Raw genomic sequence first — 14,309 nt, forward strand, 5'->3', positions numbered from 1 at the left:
AAGGGTGGGAGGCTGGCACGATGACCCGTGCCGGGCTCGTTAGGGCTGCTTCCTTCCGGACCTGACCCGGTTGGCGAGTGGCTCGTCCACCACCAACCTCCCGGATGCACATATCGGCAATATCGCCATCAAAAGCAAGCCAAGGTCAAAAAAAACTGCTAAACACTTGATAAAACAATGGAGGATGCCCCTTGAAGGAGTTTACGCTCGACGACCGTCTGGCGAATGACAGCGTTTCCGTCGCGATGACAGGCCTTTGCGATGCGCGGCTGATGAAGGATCGCCGCTGGCCCTGGCTCGTGCTGATCCCTCGCCGGCCAGGCAAATCGGAGGCTTTCGAGCTGACGCCGCTCGACCGGATCCTGCTGACCTTCGAAACCGACAAGGTCGCAAGCGCGCTGAAGACAGTGACGGGTGCGACAAAAATCAATGTCGGGGCACTTGGAAATATCGTCCGTCAGCTGCATGTTCATGTGATTGCGCGGTTCGAAGGTGATGCCAACTGGCCAGGTCCCGTCTGGGGCTACGGCAAGGCGGAACCCTATTCGGACGAAGACATGAACAGCCTCATGGCCAAGTTGCGGGAAACCCTTTCACAATGAGCCATTCCATCTTCTCCTCGGATGCGCCGCATCCGGAAGCCAGCAGTCTCACCGCCTTCGCGGAAAACCAGCTCAACCGGGATGCCGAGCATCGTGACGAGGAATCGATCAAGCATGCGCTTGCCAAGGAGGGCACGCATATCCTGGCCTTTGCCCAGGAGCGGCTTGTCCTGAAGCATGACGGGCAGGTGCTCGACCCACTGTTTGCCCGCTACGAGCTGCAGGAGCTTGATCCGAATTGGGAGGACGCCGTGCTGCTCGGCTATCGTAAGACCGGCGAGCCAAGGCTGGCGGTGCCGGTGCGTGTCAACGCCGATGAACTTGCCAGCCAGTATAAGCCCGCGGATATGCGCGCGCTCTGGCGCGATCTACTGCTGGAAGGCGAAATTCTCGGTGAGGCCGCTCAGGGTATGAGCCTCATCCGCTGGAATAGCGACAATCGCTTCTGCGGCCGCTGTGGCTCGGCGATGGAAAGCCGTATTGGCGGCTACAAGCGGGTCTGCACGGCCTGCGAACATATGATCTTCCCGCGCACCGATCCGGTCGTCATTATGCTAACGATCGACGAGGAAAGGAATCGCTGCCTGCTTGGCCGCAGCCATCATTTTGCGCCGGGCATGTATTCGTGTCTCGCCGGTTTCGTCGAGCCGGGCGAAACCATCGAAAATGCGGTGCGCCGCGAGACGCACGAGGAATCCGGCATCCATATCGGCCGCGTGCGCTATCATGCGTCGCAGCCCTGGCCGATGCCGCATTCCCTGATGATCGGCTGCTATGCCGAGGCGAAGTCGACGGACATCCACATGGATGAAGCCGAGCTTGAGGATTGCCGCTGGTTCACCCCGGAAGAGACGCGTGCCATGCTCGACCGCGTCTCCGCATCTGGCAACACATCTCCACCCAAGGGCGCCATTGCCCATCGCCTGATGCGCGATTGGGTGGAATGGAAGCGCTAGGTCCCGTCCCATCATGGCCCGCTCGGAACGCTTGCTGACGCTGTTGCAGACACTGCGGCGCTACCGGCGGCCGGTGAGCGGCGCCGTTCTGGCGGAGGAGACCTGCGTCAGCCTACGCACGCTCTACCGCGATATCGCCAGCCTGCAAGCGCAGGGTGCCATGATCGAGGGCGAGCCCGGCATCGGCTATGTGCTGAAGCCGGGCTTCATGCTACCGCCGATGATGTTTTCGCAGGACGAGATCGAGGCGCTGGTGCTGGGATCGAGATGGGTGGCACGCGCGACCGATGCGCGTCTGGCAGCCGCTGGCACCGACGCTCTCGCCAAGATCGCCGCCGTGCTGCCCGCCGAAATGCGCGAGGCAATCGACCAGGCGGCGGTGGTCGTCGCCACGCGCCGCATCACGGAAGACAAGGCCGATCTTTCCCTCATGCGCAAGGCGATCCGCACGGAACGCATGGTGCAATTGACCTATGGCGACGTGAATGGCGCCATCTCGACCCGGCGCATCTGGCCCTTCGCGCTCGGCTATTTCGACAATGCCCGCATCGTCATGGCCTGGTGCGAGCTGCGCCAGGATTTTCGCCATTTCCGCGCCGATCGCATCGTCGATTTCGCGGTGCTGGAGGCACGCTATCCACGCCGCCGCATCGCGCTTGCGCGGGAATGGCATGCCCGTGAGGGCGTCGTCCACGATTGATCCGCCAGCGCACACTACTGCCAGAAACTGTCAGTAGGCGCGACTATGATGGGCACCATCCAAGCAGGAAGGAGGACCGATCATGGCAAGCAATGTTTACACGCAGCAAGCGCATCGTGGTGTCATCAAGGCGCACGAAGGTAAAGACCCTTCAATGCCGGGGTGGCCGGCTCGCCTCTCGCAGATTGCGCTTGGCTACTTCACCCGCCACTGGGATCGCCTCGACATCGAGGAAACGCCGAATTCCGTAAAGCGCGACCTGGGCTTCCTGGACGGCCGCGCCCCTTACCGCGAGGAAGACCGGATGCACTGAACGCATCCGCCGAAGCAATTCCAGAAAAAGTGCGCAGCAGTTTTCCGTCCGGAATTGCGAGGCAACTAAGAGATACAGCAGTTCACAGATTCCATGAAAAGCTGAACCGCTCTAACTCCCAGCCCAACTACCGATGCAATCTCATTGCCCTTCTACCGGCAGGCTCAGCACCGCCTGCCGGATCGCATCCGCATGCCTTCATATCCATCCGAACAAGAGGAATATCCAAATGACTAGCCCGAATCTCATCATCTTCTACGTCAAGGACCCCGGCGAAAGCACGCCATTCTATCGTGACCTGTTCGGCCGCGAACCCGCCTTCGCGTCACCGAATTTCGTGGCCTTCTCGCTCGACAACGGCCTCAGTCTCGGTCTCTGGCGCCGCAGCACCGTCGAGCCGCAGCCCTCCGCCATTGGCAATCGCGGTGAATTGGGCTTCATGGTCGAGGGCGCCGGCGCCGTCGAACAGCATTATAGGGATTGGAGGGCGCGCGGCCTGCCGATCGCGCAGGAATTGACGACCATGGATTTCGGCCCAACTTTCGTCGTGCTCGATCCCGATGGTCATCGCCTTCGCGTTTGTGAGCCGGATAAGTGAATCCCCTGTCCAGCTTGCCCCTCTCCCAGCACGCGGGGAGAGGGACGACCTCAGGCCCTCGCCAAGCCCCGTGATGGAAGGTAGGCTGCAGGCGCGTCTATCTCCTCCTCCCTGCAGGCGGGGAGAAGGTGGCCGAAAGGCCGGATGAGGGGCTAGAGGCGACCTCCGAAGATCGTTTCAACAAAGTGGTTTGCCAACAGTCACGCCAATCGTCCACGTTGACTCATGGCCTTCGCAAAAGACACTGATCGATGGATATAGAGTCACGGGAGGATTGATTGCTGCATCATATTTCATTCGGTGTCTCGGATATCGAGAAAGCCGCTGCGTTCTACGATGCAGCTTTCGCGCCGCTCGGCTATATCAGGGTCTGGGAGGATTTGAGCCCCGGCGATCCCGATCAGGCCATCGGATATGGTCCGCCGGGTGGGGGCGATAAGTTCGCCATCAAATTGCGGGGACAGGAAGCGCGAGCTCCTGGCTCGGGCTTTCATTTGGCCTTTGCCGCGCCAAAGCGGGAAGCCGTCATCCTGTTCCATCAGGCCGCATTGGCTCATGGTGGCACGGACAACGGGCCGCCAGGTCTTCGACCGCATTACGGGCCGAATTATTTTGCCGCCTTCGTCATCGATCCAGATGGGCATCGTATCGAGGTTGTTACCAAGGCTGCGGAATAGCCAGCGGTTGGAAATCACAAGGATACCGTCACCCGCCCTCGTGGTTCGGGGCTTCGCTCTTCGAGCTCCGCACCTCATCATGAGCACTGATCTTTTGTGCCTCGCCACAGGGCATGGTCCACCTCATGGTGAGGTGCGGCGCCGTTAAGCGCAGCGAAAACGGTAACCACGAGGTGGACCGGATTCTTATCGGATATTAAAGATCACCCCGCATCGGATGGCCCTTGTAGACGCCGAGGATGCGGACCTTTTCCGAGAAGAAGCGCAGTTCCTCCAGCGCGCGACGCACATGCGCATCGGAGGGATGACCCTCGATGTCGGCATAGAACTGCGTTGCCACAAAACGGCCGCCGAGCTGGTAGCTTTCCAGCTTGGTCATGTTAATGCCGTTGGTGGCGAAGCCGCCGAGCGCCTTGTAGAGGGCGGCCGGAATGTTGCGGACGTTGAAGACGAAGGTGGTGACGATCTTCTCGTCCGGCGAGCTGCGCTCCGCCCAGTTTTCGTCGCGCGACAGGACGACGAAACGCGTCATGTTGTCTTCGGTGTCCTCGACATTCTCGGCGATGATCTCGAGACCATAGAGATCGGCCGCGAGCCGCGGCGCCAGCGCCGCCATGCTGCGGTCGCCGGTTTCCTGCACCAGCTTGGCCGCACCCGCCGTATCGCCGGCGATGACAGGCTTCCAGCCGTTGGCGCGCACGATGTTGCGGCATTGGCCGAGCGCATGGATGTGGCTGTGTACGGTGCGGATCTCTTCCTTCTTGACACCCGGCAGCACCATCAGCTGAAAGCGGATCGGCATGAAATATTCGCCGACGATATGCAGGCGCGATTCCGGCAGCAGGTGATGGATGTCGGCGACACGACCGGCAATCGTGTTTTCGATCGGAATCATGCCGAGATCAGCCTCGCCGTTGTCGATGGCGGAAAAAGCATCCTCGAAGGTCTGGCAGGGCAGCGGCTCCATGGTCGGGAACATGTCGCGGCTGGCCATGTCGGAATTGGCGCCGTAGTCGCCCTGGAACGAGATCTTGTTGGTCTTGCTGATCATGGAACTGCCTTTGGAGGACTGCCGTCAAAGAGAGGCGGCGGATAGGATGCGTCTGGCCTTTTCGAGGTCGGCGGGAGTATCGACACCGAGCGGAACCGTGTCAACGATCTCGACATCGATGCGCATGCCGGCTTCGAGCGCCCGAAGCTGCTCCAGCGATTCGCGCAGTTCCAGCGGCGATGGACCTGCCTTGACGAATCGCTCGAGCGCGGAGCGGCGATAGGCGTAGAGACCGATGTGGTGATAGAGCGGCCCCTTGCCGTAGGGCGCGGTGGCGCGGGTGAAATAGAGGGCGCGCAGGCGGCTATCCGAGATCGGCGATCCGATGACCTTGACGACGCTCGGCAGGGTCTTCTCTTCCTCGTCCTTGATCTCGACGGTCAGCGTGGCGATATCGACGGACGGATTTTCGAGAGGGCGCAGCGAGGCGCGGATGGTGTCGGGATCGATAGTCGGCAGGTCGCCCTGAACATTGACGATGATTTCCGCACGGCCTTCGGGATCGACGGCCTGCAGCGCCTCATAGATCCGGTCCGAGCCGGATTGATGGTCGGTGCGTGTCATGACCACCTCGAAGCCGGCGTCGGCGATTGCGGCATAGGTGTCCGCATGATCGACGGCGACGACGATGCGACCGATCGCCGCCTCGCGCGCGCGCTTGGCAACCTGTACGATCATGGGCAGGCCGCAAATATCGGCGAGCGGCTTGCCTGGAAGGCGCGTGGAGGCCATGCGGGCGGGAATGAGGACCAGCGTCTTGTCTAAATTTGGATCTGTCATTGTTGGGCCTTCTATTCCTGCGGGAAAGGTGTCAAAACGTCTCACGATGGAGGCCGTTTACAGAGTTGCAAGAAACAGCCAAAAGACATAGGTTTCGCGCGAATTCAAGATGGGCCGGCGGAGGATGCTGGCGGCGAGGGGAGCATAGCAGATGAATTCATCCTACGTGAACATGGGTGTCGGGGCGCTTTTGGCCACGCTATTCGTGTTGAAGTCCGTGTCGCTCGCATCAGGATTTATTTTCCATTCAGAGACGCCGGAAAAGCCCGGTTTCGCCATTGTCGCGACCGAGGAACCGGCTGCGGGCGGCGACAAGGGTGCGGCCGCCAAGGCGGAAACGCCGATCGCCCAGCTGCTGCAGAAGGCTGACGCCAAGGCCGGCGAAGCCATCTTCAAGAAGTGTCAGGCCTGTCACTCCGGAGAGAAGGGAGGACCGAACAAGGTTGGTCCCGATCTCTGGGGTATCATCGACCGCCCGGTTGCCGAGCACGAGGGCTTTGCCTATTCGGCCGGCATGAAAGATTTTTCCAAGGGCGGTTCGGAAAAGTGGACCTACGATCATCTCTATCACTTCCTCGCAGCTCCGAAGAAGTTCGTCGCCGGTACCGCGATGGGCTTCGCCGGTCTACCGAAGGAAGAGGACCGCGCCAACGTGATCGCCTATCTGCGCACGCTCGCCGATACGCAGGTGCCGTTGCCGGATCCGAACGCGCCGGCTGCCACGAACTGAGAAAATCCAAATGATGGATTGAAAACCCGGTCGTCAGAGCCGGGTTTTTTGCGTTGCTATTCAGGCCAAATGGCGGCGCGAACGCGTTCTTTGATCGAGGTCGAAGACCTTCAGCCCATCCTCGGCGCTCGGAGGCACGCGCCAGTCTTCAGCGGCCAGTGCCTTGCGGGCATCGCGCAAGCCGGCTTCCCAATGCTCATGCATCGATAACGCCGAGAACTCGTAGTCCTTCGAATGCGAACGGAACTGCTTGTTGCGGTAGATCAGGTGAATGATGGTGACGCCGTAATCGGAGCAATGTTGCTCCAGCTTCTTGATCTCCGGATCAGTCTTGGCTTCTTCGGGAAGGCGGGCATAAAGCTCCGATATCGCGCGCCGCAGGCGATGACGCTCCAGAAAGAGATCGGTATTGAGCCGGGTGCGGCTCGAATAGGTGATGTCCTTGCGCCGCTCTTCCACCTCTTCCAGGTCCTGCGGCATCGGGCCGATGGCGCTGAAAAGATCGACCTGAAAAACGACCGTGTCGATCGCGGCGCCGTTGCGCAGCACGTAGGTCAGCGGCGTGTTCGAGACGAGGCCGCCATCCCAGTAATATTCACCACCAATCTTGATCGCCGGAAAGCCGGGAGGTAGTGCGCCGCTCGCCATGATGTGCTCCGGCGCTATTCTGATGTCGCGGTTGTCGAAGAAGGCGAAGTTGCCGGTGCGCACATTGACCGCACCGAGGCTAAGGCGCACCGGGCCATGGTTGATTCGGTCGAAATCGACATGATCGAGCAGCGTTTGGCGCAATTGTTCGGTGTCGTAGACGCTGGTGGCACCCGCGGAGCCGCGCGACTGAAACCAGGCCGGGAGCTGCCAGGGAGAAAAGAAGCCAGGCACGCCGAAGGTCGATACCCACCAGCTGCTGACGGTGCGGTAGAAGGGGTTCGTCTCCCGCTGCCGCTCCATCAGGAGATCGACGGGAAGCTGGATGGTGACGTTGTTCCAGAAGGAGCGTAGCTTCTCAAGCCGCTCGCCCGGCACGTTGCCGGCCATGATGGAGGCGTTGATGGCGCCGATCGAGATGCCGGCGATCCAGTCAGGTTCGATATTCTGTTCTCTGAGTGCCTGAAACGCGCCGGCCTGGTAGGAGCCGAGTGCGCCGCCGCCCTGCAGCACGAAAACTTTCTGCGAATAGGCGGACGCGGGATTGGTAAGCGGAGCTGCAATATTCATGTGCCATCCTTTGCTGCGCTCCGGATGGGAAGGCCGGGATGCGCAAAATATATGACCATTTTCCTGCCTGCTTCTCCGAATGCGGAGAGATGCCATTGCGAATCGGCGGGTTCAAGCCAGCGCTAGGCGAGCAGATAAGCCCAGAGCGACACCGAGAAAGCCCCGAGCGCGGTCGTCAAGGTAATCGTCGAGGCGGCGAGACTGTGACCGACGCCGAAGCGATTGGCAATCAGCCACGCGTTCACACCTGTGGGAACGGCGGCCGTGAGCACGAGTGCCGCCCGCCATTCCGGGCTTAGGCCGAGCAAAAGGCCGGCCGCCAGCACGCAGGCCGGTAGCAGAAACAGTTTAAAGCCGGCAATCACGCTGGTGATGCCGAGATTGCCCGATAGTCCGTATTGGCGCAGCGCCATGCCGAGCGAGATCAGCGCCGCAGGGCCGGCGATGTTGGCGATGCTGTCGACCACGGTGCCGAGCGTGGCGGGGATGGGAATGCCGGTCAAGTGGACAATGAGGCCGCAGAAAAGCCCGATAACAAGTGGATTGCGCACAAGGTTTCTGCCGACCTGCCGCAGCAGTTCGCCGGTGCTGCGGCCGGCGCCGGCATTCTCCTTGCGCTCGGCCTGTTCCATCAGCAGCGTGCCGGCGATCATCATGGTCGGCAGGTGCACGGCAATCAGGATAGACATTGCCATGACGCCGTCTGGCCCCACGGTGCGCCCCACCAGCGGCAGGCCGATGAAGATCGTATTGGCGAAGGCGGATGATACGCCCGCGAGCACGCCGATACGCGCATCCCGCCCGAACATCCGGGTCGCAACGATATGGCCGGCAGTCCAGGTAACGGCGACGCCGGAGAAATAGGCGATCCATAGCCGAAACGGCGAAGCGCCGCGAAAATTCGCCTCGGCGATGGTCTGAAACAGCAGGAGAGGCACGGCGATCTTGAAGACGAATTCGCTCATTGCTTCGCCGACCTCGGCTTTCAACAGGCCGGTGCGCACAATGATCCAGCCGACGAGAATGAGCAGGAAGACCGGGAGGACGTCTGTGAAGATTTCGGACATGCCGGGCGTGGGCCGTGAAGAGTGGCTCGGGAAGGGCTATCCGGGAGTTGTAGCAGCTTGCTTATGGGTGGGAACCCATAAAAACAAAAAAGCGGGCAACGCCCGCTTATGTGTCCGGTCTCACCGGAAAGTCCCCCCGGTGCACATGCCGCCAGTTCATCCGTGGTCGGCCCGCGTACCGGTGAGGCGGAAGGCATCATTCCTTCCCAGACTGGCTCAGAAACCTTGTGAGCTTCCCATCCCAGCCGCTTGATAAGAATTTAAAGATAGAAAGTGACAGGCAAATGACCGATTGGAATTTAGTTGGCCACGCTGGCGCTGATTTTTCTTCCAAACTTCGGAAAAACCGATAATACCGGATACCGGCTATCACCAATACCGGGATCCTCCAATAGATGACTCGCTTCGACGTACTGACCGTTGGCAATGCCATCGTCGACATTATCGCCCGTTGCGACGATCAGTTCCTGATCGACAATGCGATCACCAAAGCTGCGATGAACCTCATAGACGCCGAACGCGCCGAGCTTCTTTATTCGCGCATGGGCCCGGCTCTGGAAGCTTCGGGCGGCAGCGCCGGCAACACGGCAGCAGGTGTCGCGAATTTCGGCGGCAAAGCAGCCTATTTCGGCAAGGTTGCGAAAGATCAGCTTGGAGAGATCTTCGCACATGATATCCGCGCCCAGGGCGTGCATTATGAGACCAGGGCAAAGGGCACTTTTCCGCCGACTGCCCGTTCGATGATCTTCGTGACCGAGGATGGCGAGCGCTCGATGAACACCTATCTCGGCGCCTGCGTCGAACTCGGGCCTGAAGACGTCGAGGAAGAGGTCGTCGCCGATGCCAAGGTGACCTATTTCGAAGGCTATCTCTGGGATCCACCACGCGCCAAGGAAGCGATCCGCGACTGCGCCCGCATCGCACACGCCAATGGCCGGGAAATGTCGATGACACTGTCCGACAGCTTCTGTGTCGGCCGCTATCGGCACGAATTCCTTGACCTGATGCGGTCCGGCACCGTCGATATCGTCTTCGCCAATCGCGACGAAGCCCTCTCGCTCTACGAGACCGACGACTTTGAAAAGGCGCTGACGCTGATATCGGCTGATTGCAAGATCGCCGCCGTGACCACAGGCAAGGATGGTGCCGTCATCGTGCAAGGCAACGAACGCTATGTGGTCGACGCCCATCCGATCGAAGAGCGCGTCGATACGACCGGTGCCGGCGATCTTTTCGCCGCTGGCTTCCTGTTCGGCTATACGCAAGGCCGTAGCCTGGAAGATTGCGCCAAACTCGGCAACCTTGCCGCGGCCATCGTAATCGAACAGATCGGCCCGCGGCCGATGCGGTCGCTTTTGGAAGCGGCAAAGGAATTCGGGCTGCTCTGACGGAGAGCGTCCTCAGAGTCCCAATCCGCAGATCATGGAAGCCGCCTTCAGCAGATCACTGGGGCGGCTTTTGTTATGAAGCCGCCGGATCCGGCCATCACCAGAAGAGCGTCGCGGTTCCCGCTTCATAGAGAATGAGGATGCCGAGCGCGATCAACACGAATGGCACGACCCTGCGTCCGTGTCGCCTGATCGGTGCGCCAAGCTTCGGGTGATTGACGAGGGAGTGCGCCGCGCCCAGCCAGACCGCCGTCAGCACGGCGAAGATACAGCCGATGGTCAGGATCTCGTGAGCGGAGCGGGTGGCGAAGAGCGGCGTATAGATGCTGATATTGTCACCGCCATTGGCGATCGTCACCAGCGCGATGGCCGCGATATTGCTGTGGCCGGCTGAGGCTTTCTGGTGATCCTCCGCGTCATTCTCCGTCTCGGCGCCGTTCCAGACCTCCCACAGTCGTCTCAAGCCAAAATAGATCGGAGCAAGGCCGAGCAGGCCGACATAGGCGACGGGAATGACGAGGACGAGCAGCGAGGCGATGGTGCTGAAGCCATAGAGCGCGCCAATGCCGAGATATTGGCCAATGACGATCTGTCTGAAGCGGAACTTAGGGTCGGCAAAGAAGCCGAGAAGAACGAAGATGTCGTCTATATTCGTCGAAACGAAGGTAGCGATGGCAACGCCGAAAACGCCAAGCACATAAGCCAAGATCGCAGCTCTCCCTTTGCGATACCGGATATATCATTGCGCCGGAAAAGTCGCATGGCTGCATTCGTAGCGGAGCGATGCGGGTTTCGCGTTACTTGAAGGCCTCGCCGGGGTAAGCACCCCAGATCTCAGATTGCGCCACCCAGCCTTCGGTGCCGTCGGCCGTGACGAGGCACCAGTCTCCGGTGCATTCGCGAATGTTCATCATCACGCCGGGCTGAAGCTTGGCAATGACGCCGGCGGATGGCTGAGACTCGCGGCGCATGTTGACGAATACGGCCTTGCCCTTGCCCTTCATCCAAGGTGCGGCGATCGCCGAACGCTGGCCTGATAGCAGGGACTGGTTGACCCAGCCCTCCGTGCCGTCGGCATCGCGCACGCGCCGCCAGTTATCATATTCCTGGATGATCTCGACCGGCAGTCCCTGCTTGAGATAGAGCCACGACACCGCATAGTCGGCGCTTGGCCCGATGCGCAGATTGACCCGCTTCGACTTCAGCGTGACGAAGCGCGGCAGCGGTAATCCGCTCGGCCCCTTGGCGGCCTGGGCGGCGGCAAGATCCGCTGACGCAGCGGCCATCATCAGGCCGATTGCGAAAATGGCGCAGGACTTCAATACTTTGCCACGCATGGGATTTCCGTTCGTTCGTCATGACAAAGGCGCCGTTCCGGCAACCTTTCGCTCCGGTGAGCGGCAAATCCTCGGATCGCGTCAGCGAGTTTTGTTTGTCTTCGCCTGCGGGTCTGGTAGAAATGCCCGGAACGGGAAAATTATCCCGCTTCTTGGTTAAGAACATCTGAACAAGGCATCGCCGCTCGCCATGACGACGAAGAAAAAACCGAAGGTCTACGTCACGCGCAAACTGCCGGACGCGGTGGAGACGCGGATGCGCGAGCTCTTCGATGCTGAGCTCAACATCGACGATCGCCCGCGCAGCAAGGACGAGCTGATCCAGGCCGTCCGGTCGGTCGACGTGCTGGTGCCGACGGTCACCGATCGGATCGATGCGGCGGTGATCGAAGAGGCCGGTCCCCAGATGAAGCTCATTGCCAGTTTCTCCAACGGCACGGATCATATCGATGTCGAGGCCGCCGCCCGTCGCGGCATCACGGTCACCAATACGCCCAATGTGCTGACCGAAGATACCGCCGACATGACGATGGCGCTCATCCTCGCCGTGCCGCGGCGCCTGGCGGAAGGTGCGCGCGTGCTGACGGACAATCCCGGCGAATGGGCCGGATGGTCGCCCACCTGGATGCTCGGCCGGCGTATCCACGGCAAGCGCATCGGCATCGTCGGCATGGGGCGGATCGGCACCGCCGTTGCCCGCCGTGCCAAGGCATTCGGCCTCTCGATCCATTATCACAACCGCAAGCGCGTCAATCCGGCGACCGAGGACGAGCTGGAGGCGACGTACTGGGACAGCCTCGACCAGATGCTGGCCCGCGTCGATATCGTTTCGGTTAATTGCCCCTCGACACCGGCCACCTATCATCTGATTTCCGCCCGACGTCTGGCGTTGCTGCAGCCGACGAGCTACATCGTCAATACGGCGCGTGGCGATGTCATCGACGAGACCGCGCTGATCAAGATCCTGCGCGAGGGAAAGATCGCCGGAGCCGGCCTCGACGTGTTCGAAAACGAACCATCAGTCAATCCGAAGCTGGTGAAGCTTGCCAACGAGGGCAAAGTGGTGATCCTGCCGCATATGAGCTCGGCCACGCTCGAGGGCCGCATCGACATGGGCGACAAGGTCATCATCAATATCCGCACCTTCATCGACGGCCACCGCCCCCCCAATCGCGTACTGCCGTTTCGGTAAGCGAAGCGCTCTGATTTTCCAGCTGGAGCAAGGCGGATACTCCCGGCTTCAAATTTGATCTCACTTCCCTCTTACCGGTCATGTGCATGTCACAAAGCCGGCTCAGAGGTGACCGCAAACATAAATCAGGAAGGGCGGAAACGATGGCGCGGGCGCTGCCGCATGAGCGGATTCAATATGTGGTCGAGGGCGGCTTCAAGCTGTCGGGCGAGATCGCACCGAGCGGCAACAAGAACGCCGCGTTGCCGATCATCGCCGCCTCGCTTTTGACCGATCAACGCGTCGAACTCAGCAACGTGCCGCGCATCCGTGATGTCGAGGCGCTGGTGGAGCTGATCCAGTCAGTCGGCGCGAAGGTGCGCTGGCTCGGTCGCAACGAACTCGAAATCGAGGCGCGGGAACTTCGCCCCGCCAATCTCGATCCCGATCTCTGTGCCCGCATCCGCGCCTCCATCCTGCTTGCCGGTCCGATGCTGGCGCGCTGCGGCGAGATCACCCTGCCGCCGCCCGGCGGCGACGTCATCGGTCGCCGGCGCGTCGATACGCATTTCCTGGCGCTGGAACAGCTAGGCACCAAGATCGAGGTCAATAGCGTCTATAGTTTCCGTACCGACGGGTTGCATGGCGCGGATGTCTTCCTCGACGAGCCGTCCGTGACGGCGACGGAAAATGCGCTGTGCGCCGCCGTTTTCGCCGAGGGGACGACCATCCTGCGCAATTGCGCCTCCGAGCCGCATGTGCAGGATCTGGCCCGGTTTCTGACCGCAATGGGCGCTCGGATCGAGGGCGTCGGCACCAATATGATGACCATCCACGGCGGTCAGCGGCTCGGCGCAGTTACGCATCGCATCGGCCCGGATCATAACGAGGTGGGATCGCTGATCGGCCTTGCCGCAGTCACCGGCTCGGAAATCATCATCCGCCGCGCGGGCGTCGAGCATCTGCGCTCGACCCTGATGACCTTCGAGCGCCTCGGCATCCGCTGCCAGATCGACGGCGATGATCTCATCATCCGCTCCGGCCAGGAGATGAAGATCCAGCCCGATTTCGGCGGCCATATTCCGAAGATCGAAGACCAGCCTTGGCCGGCTTTCCCGGCCGATACCATGTCGATCGCCATCGTCACCGCGTCGCAATGCGAAGGCGTCGTGCTGATGTTCGAAAAGATGTTCGAAAGTCGCACGTTCTTCGTCGACAAGCTGATCGCCATGGGCGCCCGCATCGTGCTCTGCGACCCACATCGCGCCATTGTCGCCGGCCCCTCCAAGCTGCGAGCCGCCCAGCTCGAAAGTCCCGATATCCGCGCCGGCATGGCCATGCTGATCGCGGCGATGTGCGCCGAGGGCACGAGCGTCATCAACAATGCACAGCAGATCGAGCGCGGTTACGAGCGCATCGAGGAGCGGTTGAACGCCATGGGCGCCCGCATCACCCGCATCCCGCCGCGCGGGGCGTGACGGCCCCGCTCGCCGGCTGAAGGGTGAGCTAGAGCAATTCCAGGAAAAGTGCGTAGCGGTTTACCGTCCGGAATTGCGAGAAAACAAAGAGATACAGCTGAACCACTCTAGATGACCACAGTACACGACTCAAACTTTACTCGGACTTCTCAGGGGTCTTCTGGGGGCATTTTGCGTCCATGCAGAGAAGGCTTTTTCCGGATTGTGGATGATCCACTCCCTGAGAGCGTCGAGACCGATGCG

Annotated in this window: 16 protein-coding genes and 1 other RNA gene; 10 read left to right on the forward strand and 7 right to left on the reverse strand. The window is 60.8% G+C overall.

Going from position 1 to position 14,309, the window contains the following annotated elements; translation table 11 throughout:
- Positions 1-4: 4 nt before the first annotated feature.
- Positions 5-101: signal recognition particle sRNA small type (gene ffs / locus HGP12_RS30445), an RNA gene on the reverse strand.
- A gap of 90 nt (positions 102-191) precedes the next feature.
- Between ffs and HGP12_RS30450 the strand changes: the two genes are divergently transcribed.
- The 6 genes from HGP12_RS30450 (at position 192) to HGP12_RS30475 (ending at position 3,846) form a co-directional block, all read left to right on the forward strand.
- Positions 192-602, forward strand: coding sequence for an HIT family protein (locus tag HGP12_RS30450; protein ID WP_168843431.1), 411 nt, complete (start codon positions 192-194; stop codon positions 600-602).
- On the forward strand, positions 599-1,558 hold the full coding sequence (gene nudC / locus HGP12_RS30455) for an NAD(+) diphosphatase (RefSeq protein WP_168843430.1): 960 nt from the start codon (positions 599-601) through the stop codon (positions 1,556-1,558). The genes HGP12_RS30450 and nudC overlap by 4 nt, the downstream gene beginning before the upstream one ends.
- Before the next feature lie 13 nt (positions 1,559-1,571).
- Entirely contained in the window at positions 1,572-2,258 is a 687-nt protein-coding gene (locus HGP12_RS30460; RefSeq protein WP_168843429.1) for a helix-turn-helix transcriptional regulator, read from the forward strand.
- Positions 2,259-2,340: 82 nt separating this feature from the next.
- Positions 2,341-2,571, forward strand: coding sequence for a hypothetical protein (locus tag HGP12_RS30465; protein WP_168843402.1), 231 nt, complete (start codon positions 2,341-2,343; stop codon positions 2,569-2,571).
- A 229-nt stretch (positions 2,572-2,800) separates the two neighbouring features.
- Positions 2,801-3,169: a VOC family protein gene (locus HGP12_RS30470; protein ID WP_168843428.1), complete on the forward strand. Its 369-nt coding sequence runs from the start codon at positions 2,801-2,803 to the stop codon at positions 3,167-3,169.
- 278 nt (positions 3,170-3,447) lie between these two features.
- A complete protein-coding gene (locus tag HGP12_RS30475) occupies positions 3,448-3,846 on the forward strand; it encodes a VOC family protein (RefSeq protein WP_168843427.1) in 399 nt (132 codons plus the stop codon).
- Between the two features lie 196 nt (positions 3,847-4,042).
- Here the strand turns inward: HGP12_RS30475 and HGP12_RS30480 are convergent, their stop codons facing one another.
- A complete protein-coding gene (locus tag HGP12_RS30480) occupies positions 4,043-4,897 on the reverse strand; it encodes a prephenate dehydratase (protein WP_168880087.1) in 855 nt (284 codons plus the stop codon).
- 24 nt (positions 4,898-4,921) lie between these two features.
- On the reverse strand, positions 4,922-5,677 hold the full coding sequence (locus tag HGP12_RS30485) for a 3-deoxy-manno-octulosonate cytidylyltransferase (RefSeq protein ID WP_168843425.1): 756 nt from the start codon (positions 5,675-5,677) through the stop codon (positions 4,922-4,924).
- Positions 5,678-5,828: 151 nt separating this feature from the next.
- Here HGP12_RS30485 and HGP12_RS30490 point away from each other — a divergent pair, with 151 nt between their 5' ends.
- The gene (locus tag HGP12_RS30490; protein ID WP_168843424.1) at positions 5,829-6,407 is read left to right on the forward strand and encodes a c-type cytochrome; all 579 of its coding nucleotides are present in this window, start codon (positions 5,829-5,831) and stop codon (positions 6,405-6,407) included.
- Between the two features lie 60 nt (positions 6,408-6,467).
- On the opposite strand, the gene HGP12_RS30495 is transcribed toward HGP12_RS30490, so the two are convergent.
- Both HGP12_RS30495 and HGP12_RS30500 read right to left on the reverse strand, forming a co-directional pair.
- Positions 6,468-7,625 carry a patatin-like phospholipase family protein gene (locus HGP12_RS30495; RefSeq protein ID WP_168843423.1) on the reverse strand — a complete coding sequence of 386 codons (1,158 nt, stop codon included), beginning with the start codon at positions 7,623-7,625 and terminating at the stop codon, positions 6,468-6,470.
- Between the two features lie 122 nt (positions 7,626-7,747).
- Positions 7,748-8,692, reverse strand: a complete 945-nt coding sequence (locus HGP12_RS30500; protein ID WP_168843422.1) for an AEC family transporter — start codon at positions 8,690-8,692, stop codon at positions 7,748-7,750.
- A 395-nt stretch (positions 8,693-9,087) separates the two neighbouring features.
- On the opposite strand from HGP12_RS30500, the gene HGP12_RS30505 reads away from it, so the two are divergent.
- A complete protein-coding gene (locus tag HGP12_RS30505; protein WP_168843421.1) occupies positions 9,088-10,080 on the forward strand; it encodes an adenosine kinase in 993 nt (330 codons plus the stop codon).
- A gap of 97 nt (positions 10,081-10,177) precedes the next feature.
- Here the strand turns inward: HGP12_RS30505 and HGP12_RS30510 are convergent, their stop codons facing one another.
- Positions 10,178-10,777 (reverse strand): cadmium resistance transporter, encoded by a 600-nt coding sequence (locus HGP12_RS30510; RefSeq protein ID WP_312862956.1) that lies wholly within the window; start codon positions 10,775-10,777, stop codon positions 10,178-10,180.
- 100 nt (positions 10,778-10,877) lie between these two features.
- Entirely contained in the window at positions 10,878-11,417 is a 540-nt protein-coding gene (locus tag HGP12_RS30515) for an SH3 domain-containing protein (protein ID WP_168843419.1), read from the reverse strand.
- A gap of 190 nt (positions 11,418-11,607) precedes the next feature.
- On the opposite strand from HGP12_RS30515, the gene HGP12_RS30520 reads away from it, so the two are divergent.
- Positions 11,608-12,609: a 2-hydroxyacid dehydrogenase gene (locus HGP12_RS30520; protein ID WP_168843418.1), complete on the forward strand. Its 1,002-nt coding sequence runs from the start codon at positions 11,608-11,610 to the stop codon at positions 12,607-12,609.
- Positions 12,610-12,752: 143 nt separating this feature from the next.
- A complete protein-coding gene (murA, locus tag HGP12_RS30525; protein ID WP_168880089.1) occupies positions 12,753-14,066 on the forward strand; it encodes a UDP-N-acetylglucosamine 1-carboxyvinyltransferase in 1,314 nt (437 codons plus the stop codon).
- Positions 14,067-14,309: the final 243 nt, after the last annotated feature.

The sequence above is a fragment of the Rhizobium sp. P28RR-XV genome (assembly GCF_012641385.1).
Taxonomy (GTDB): Bacteria; Pseudomonadota; Alphaproteobacteria; order Rhizobiales; family Rhizobiaceae; genus Rhizobium.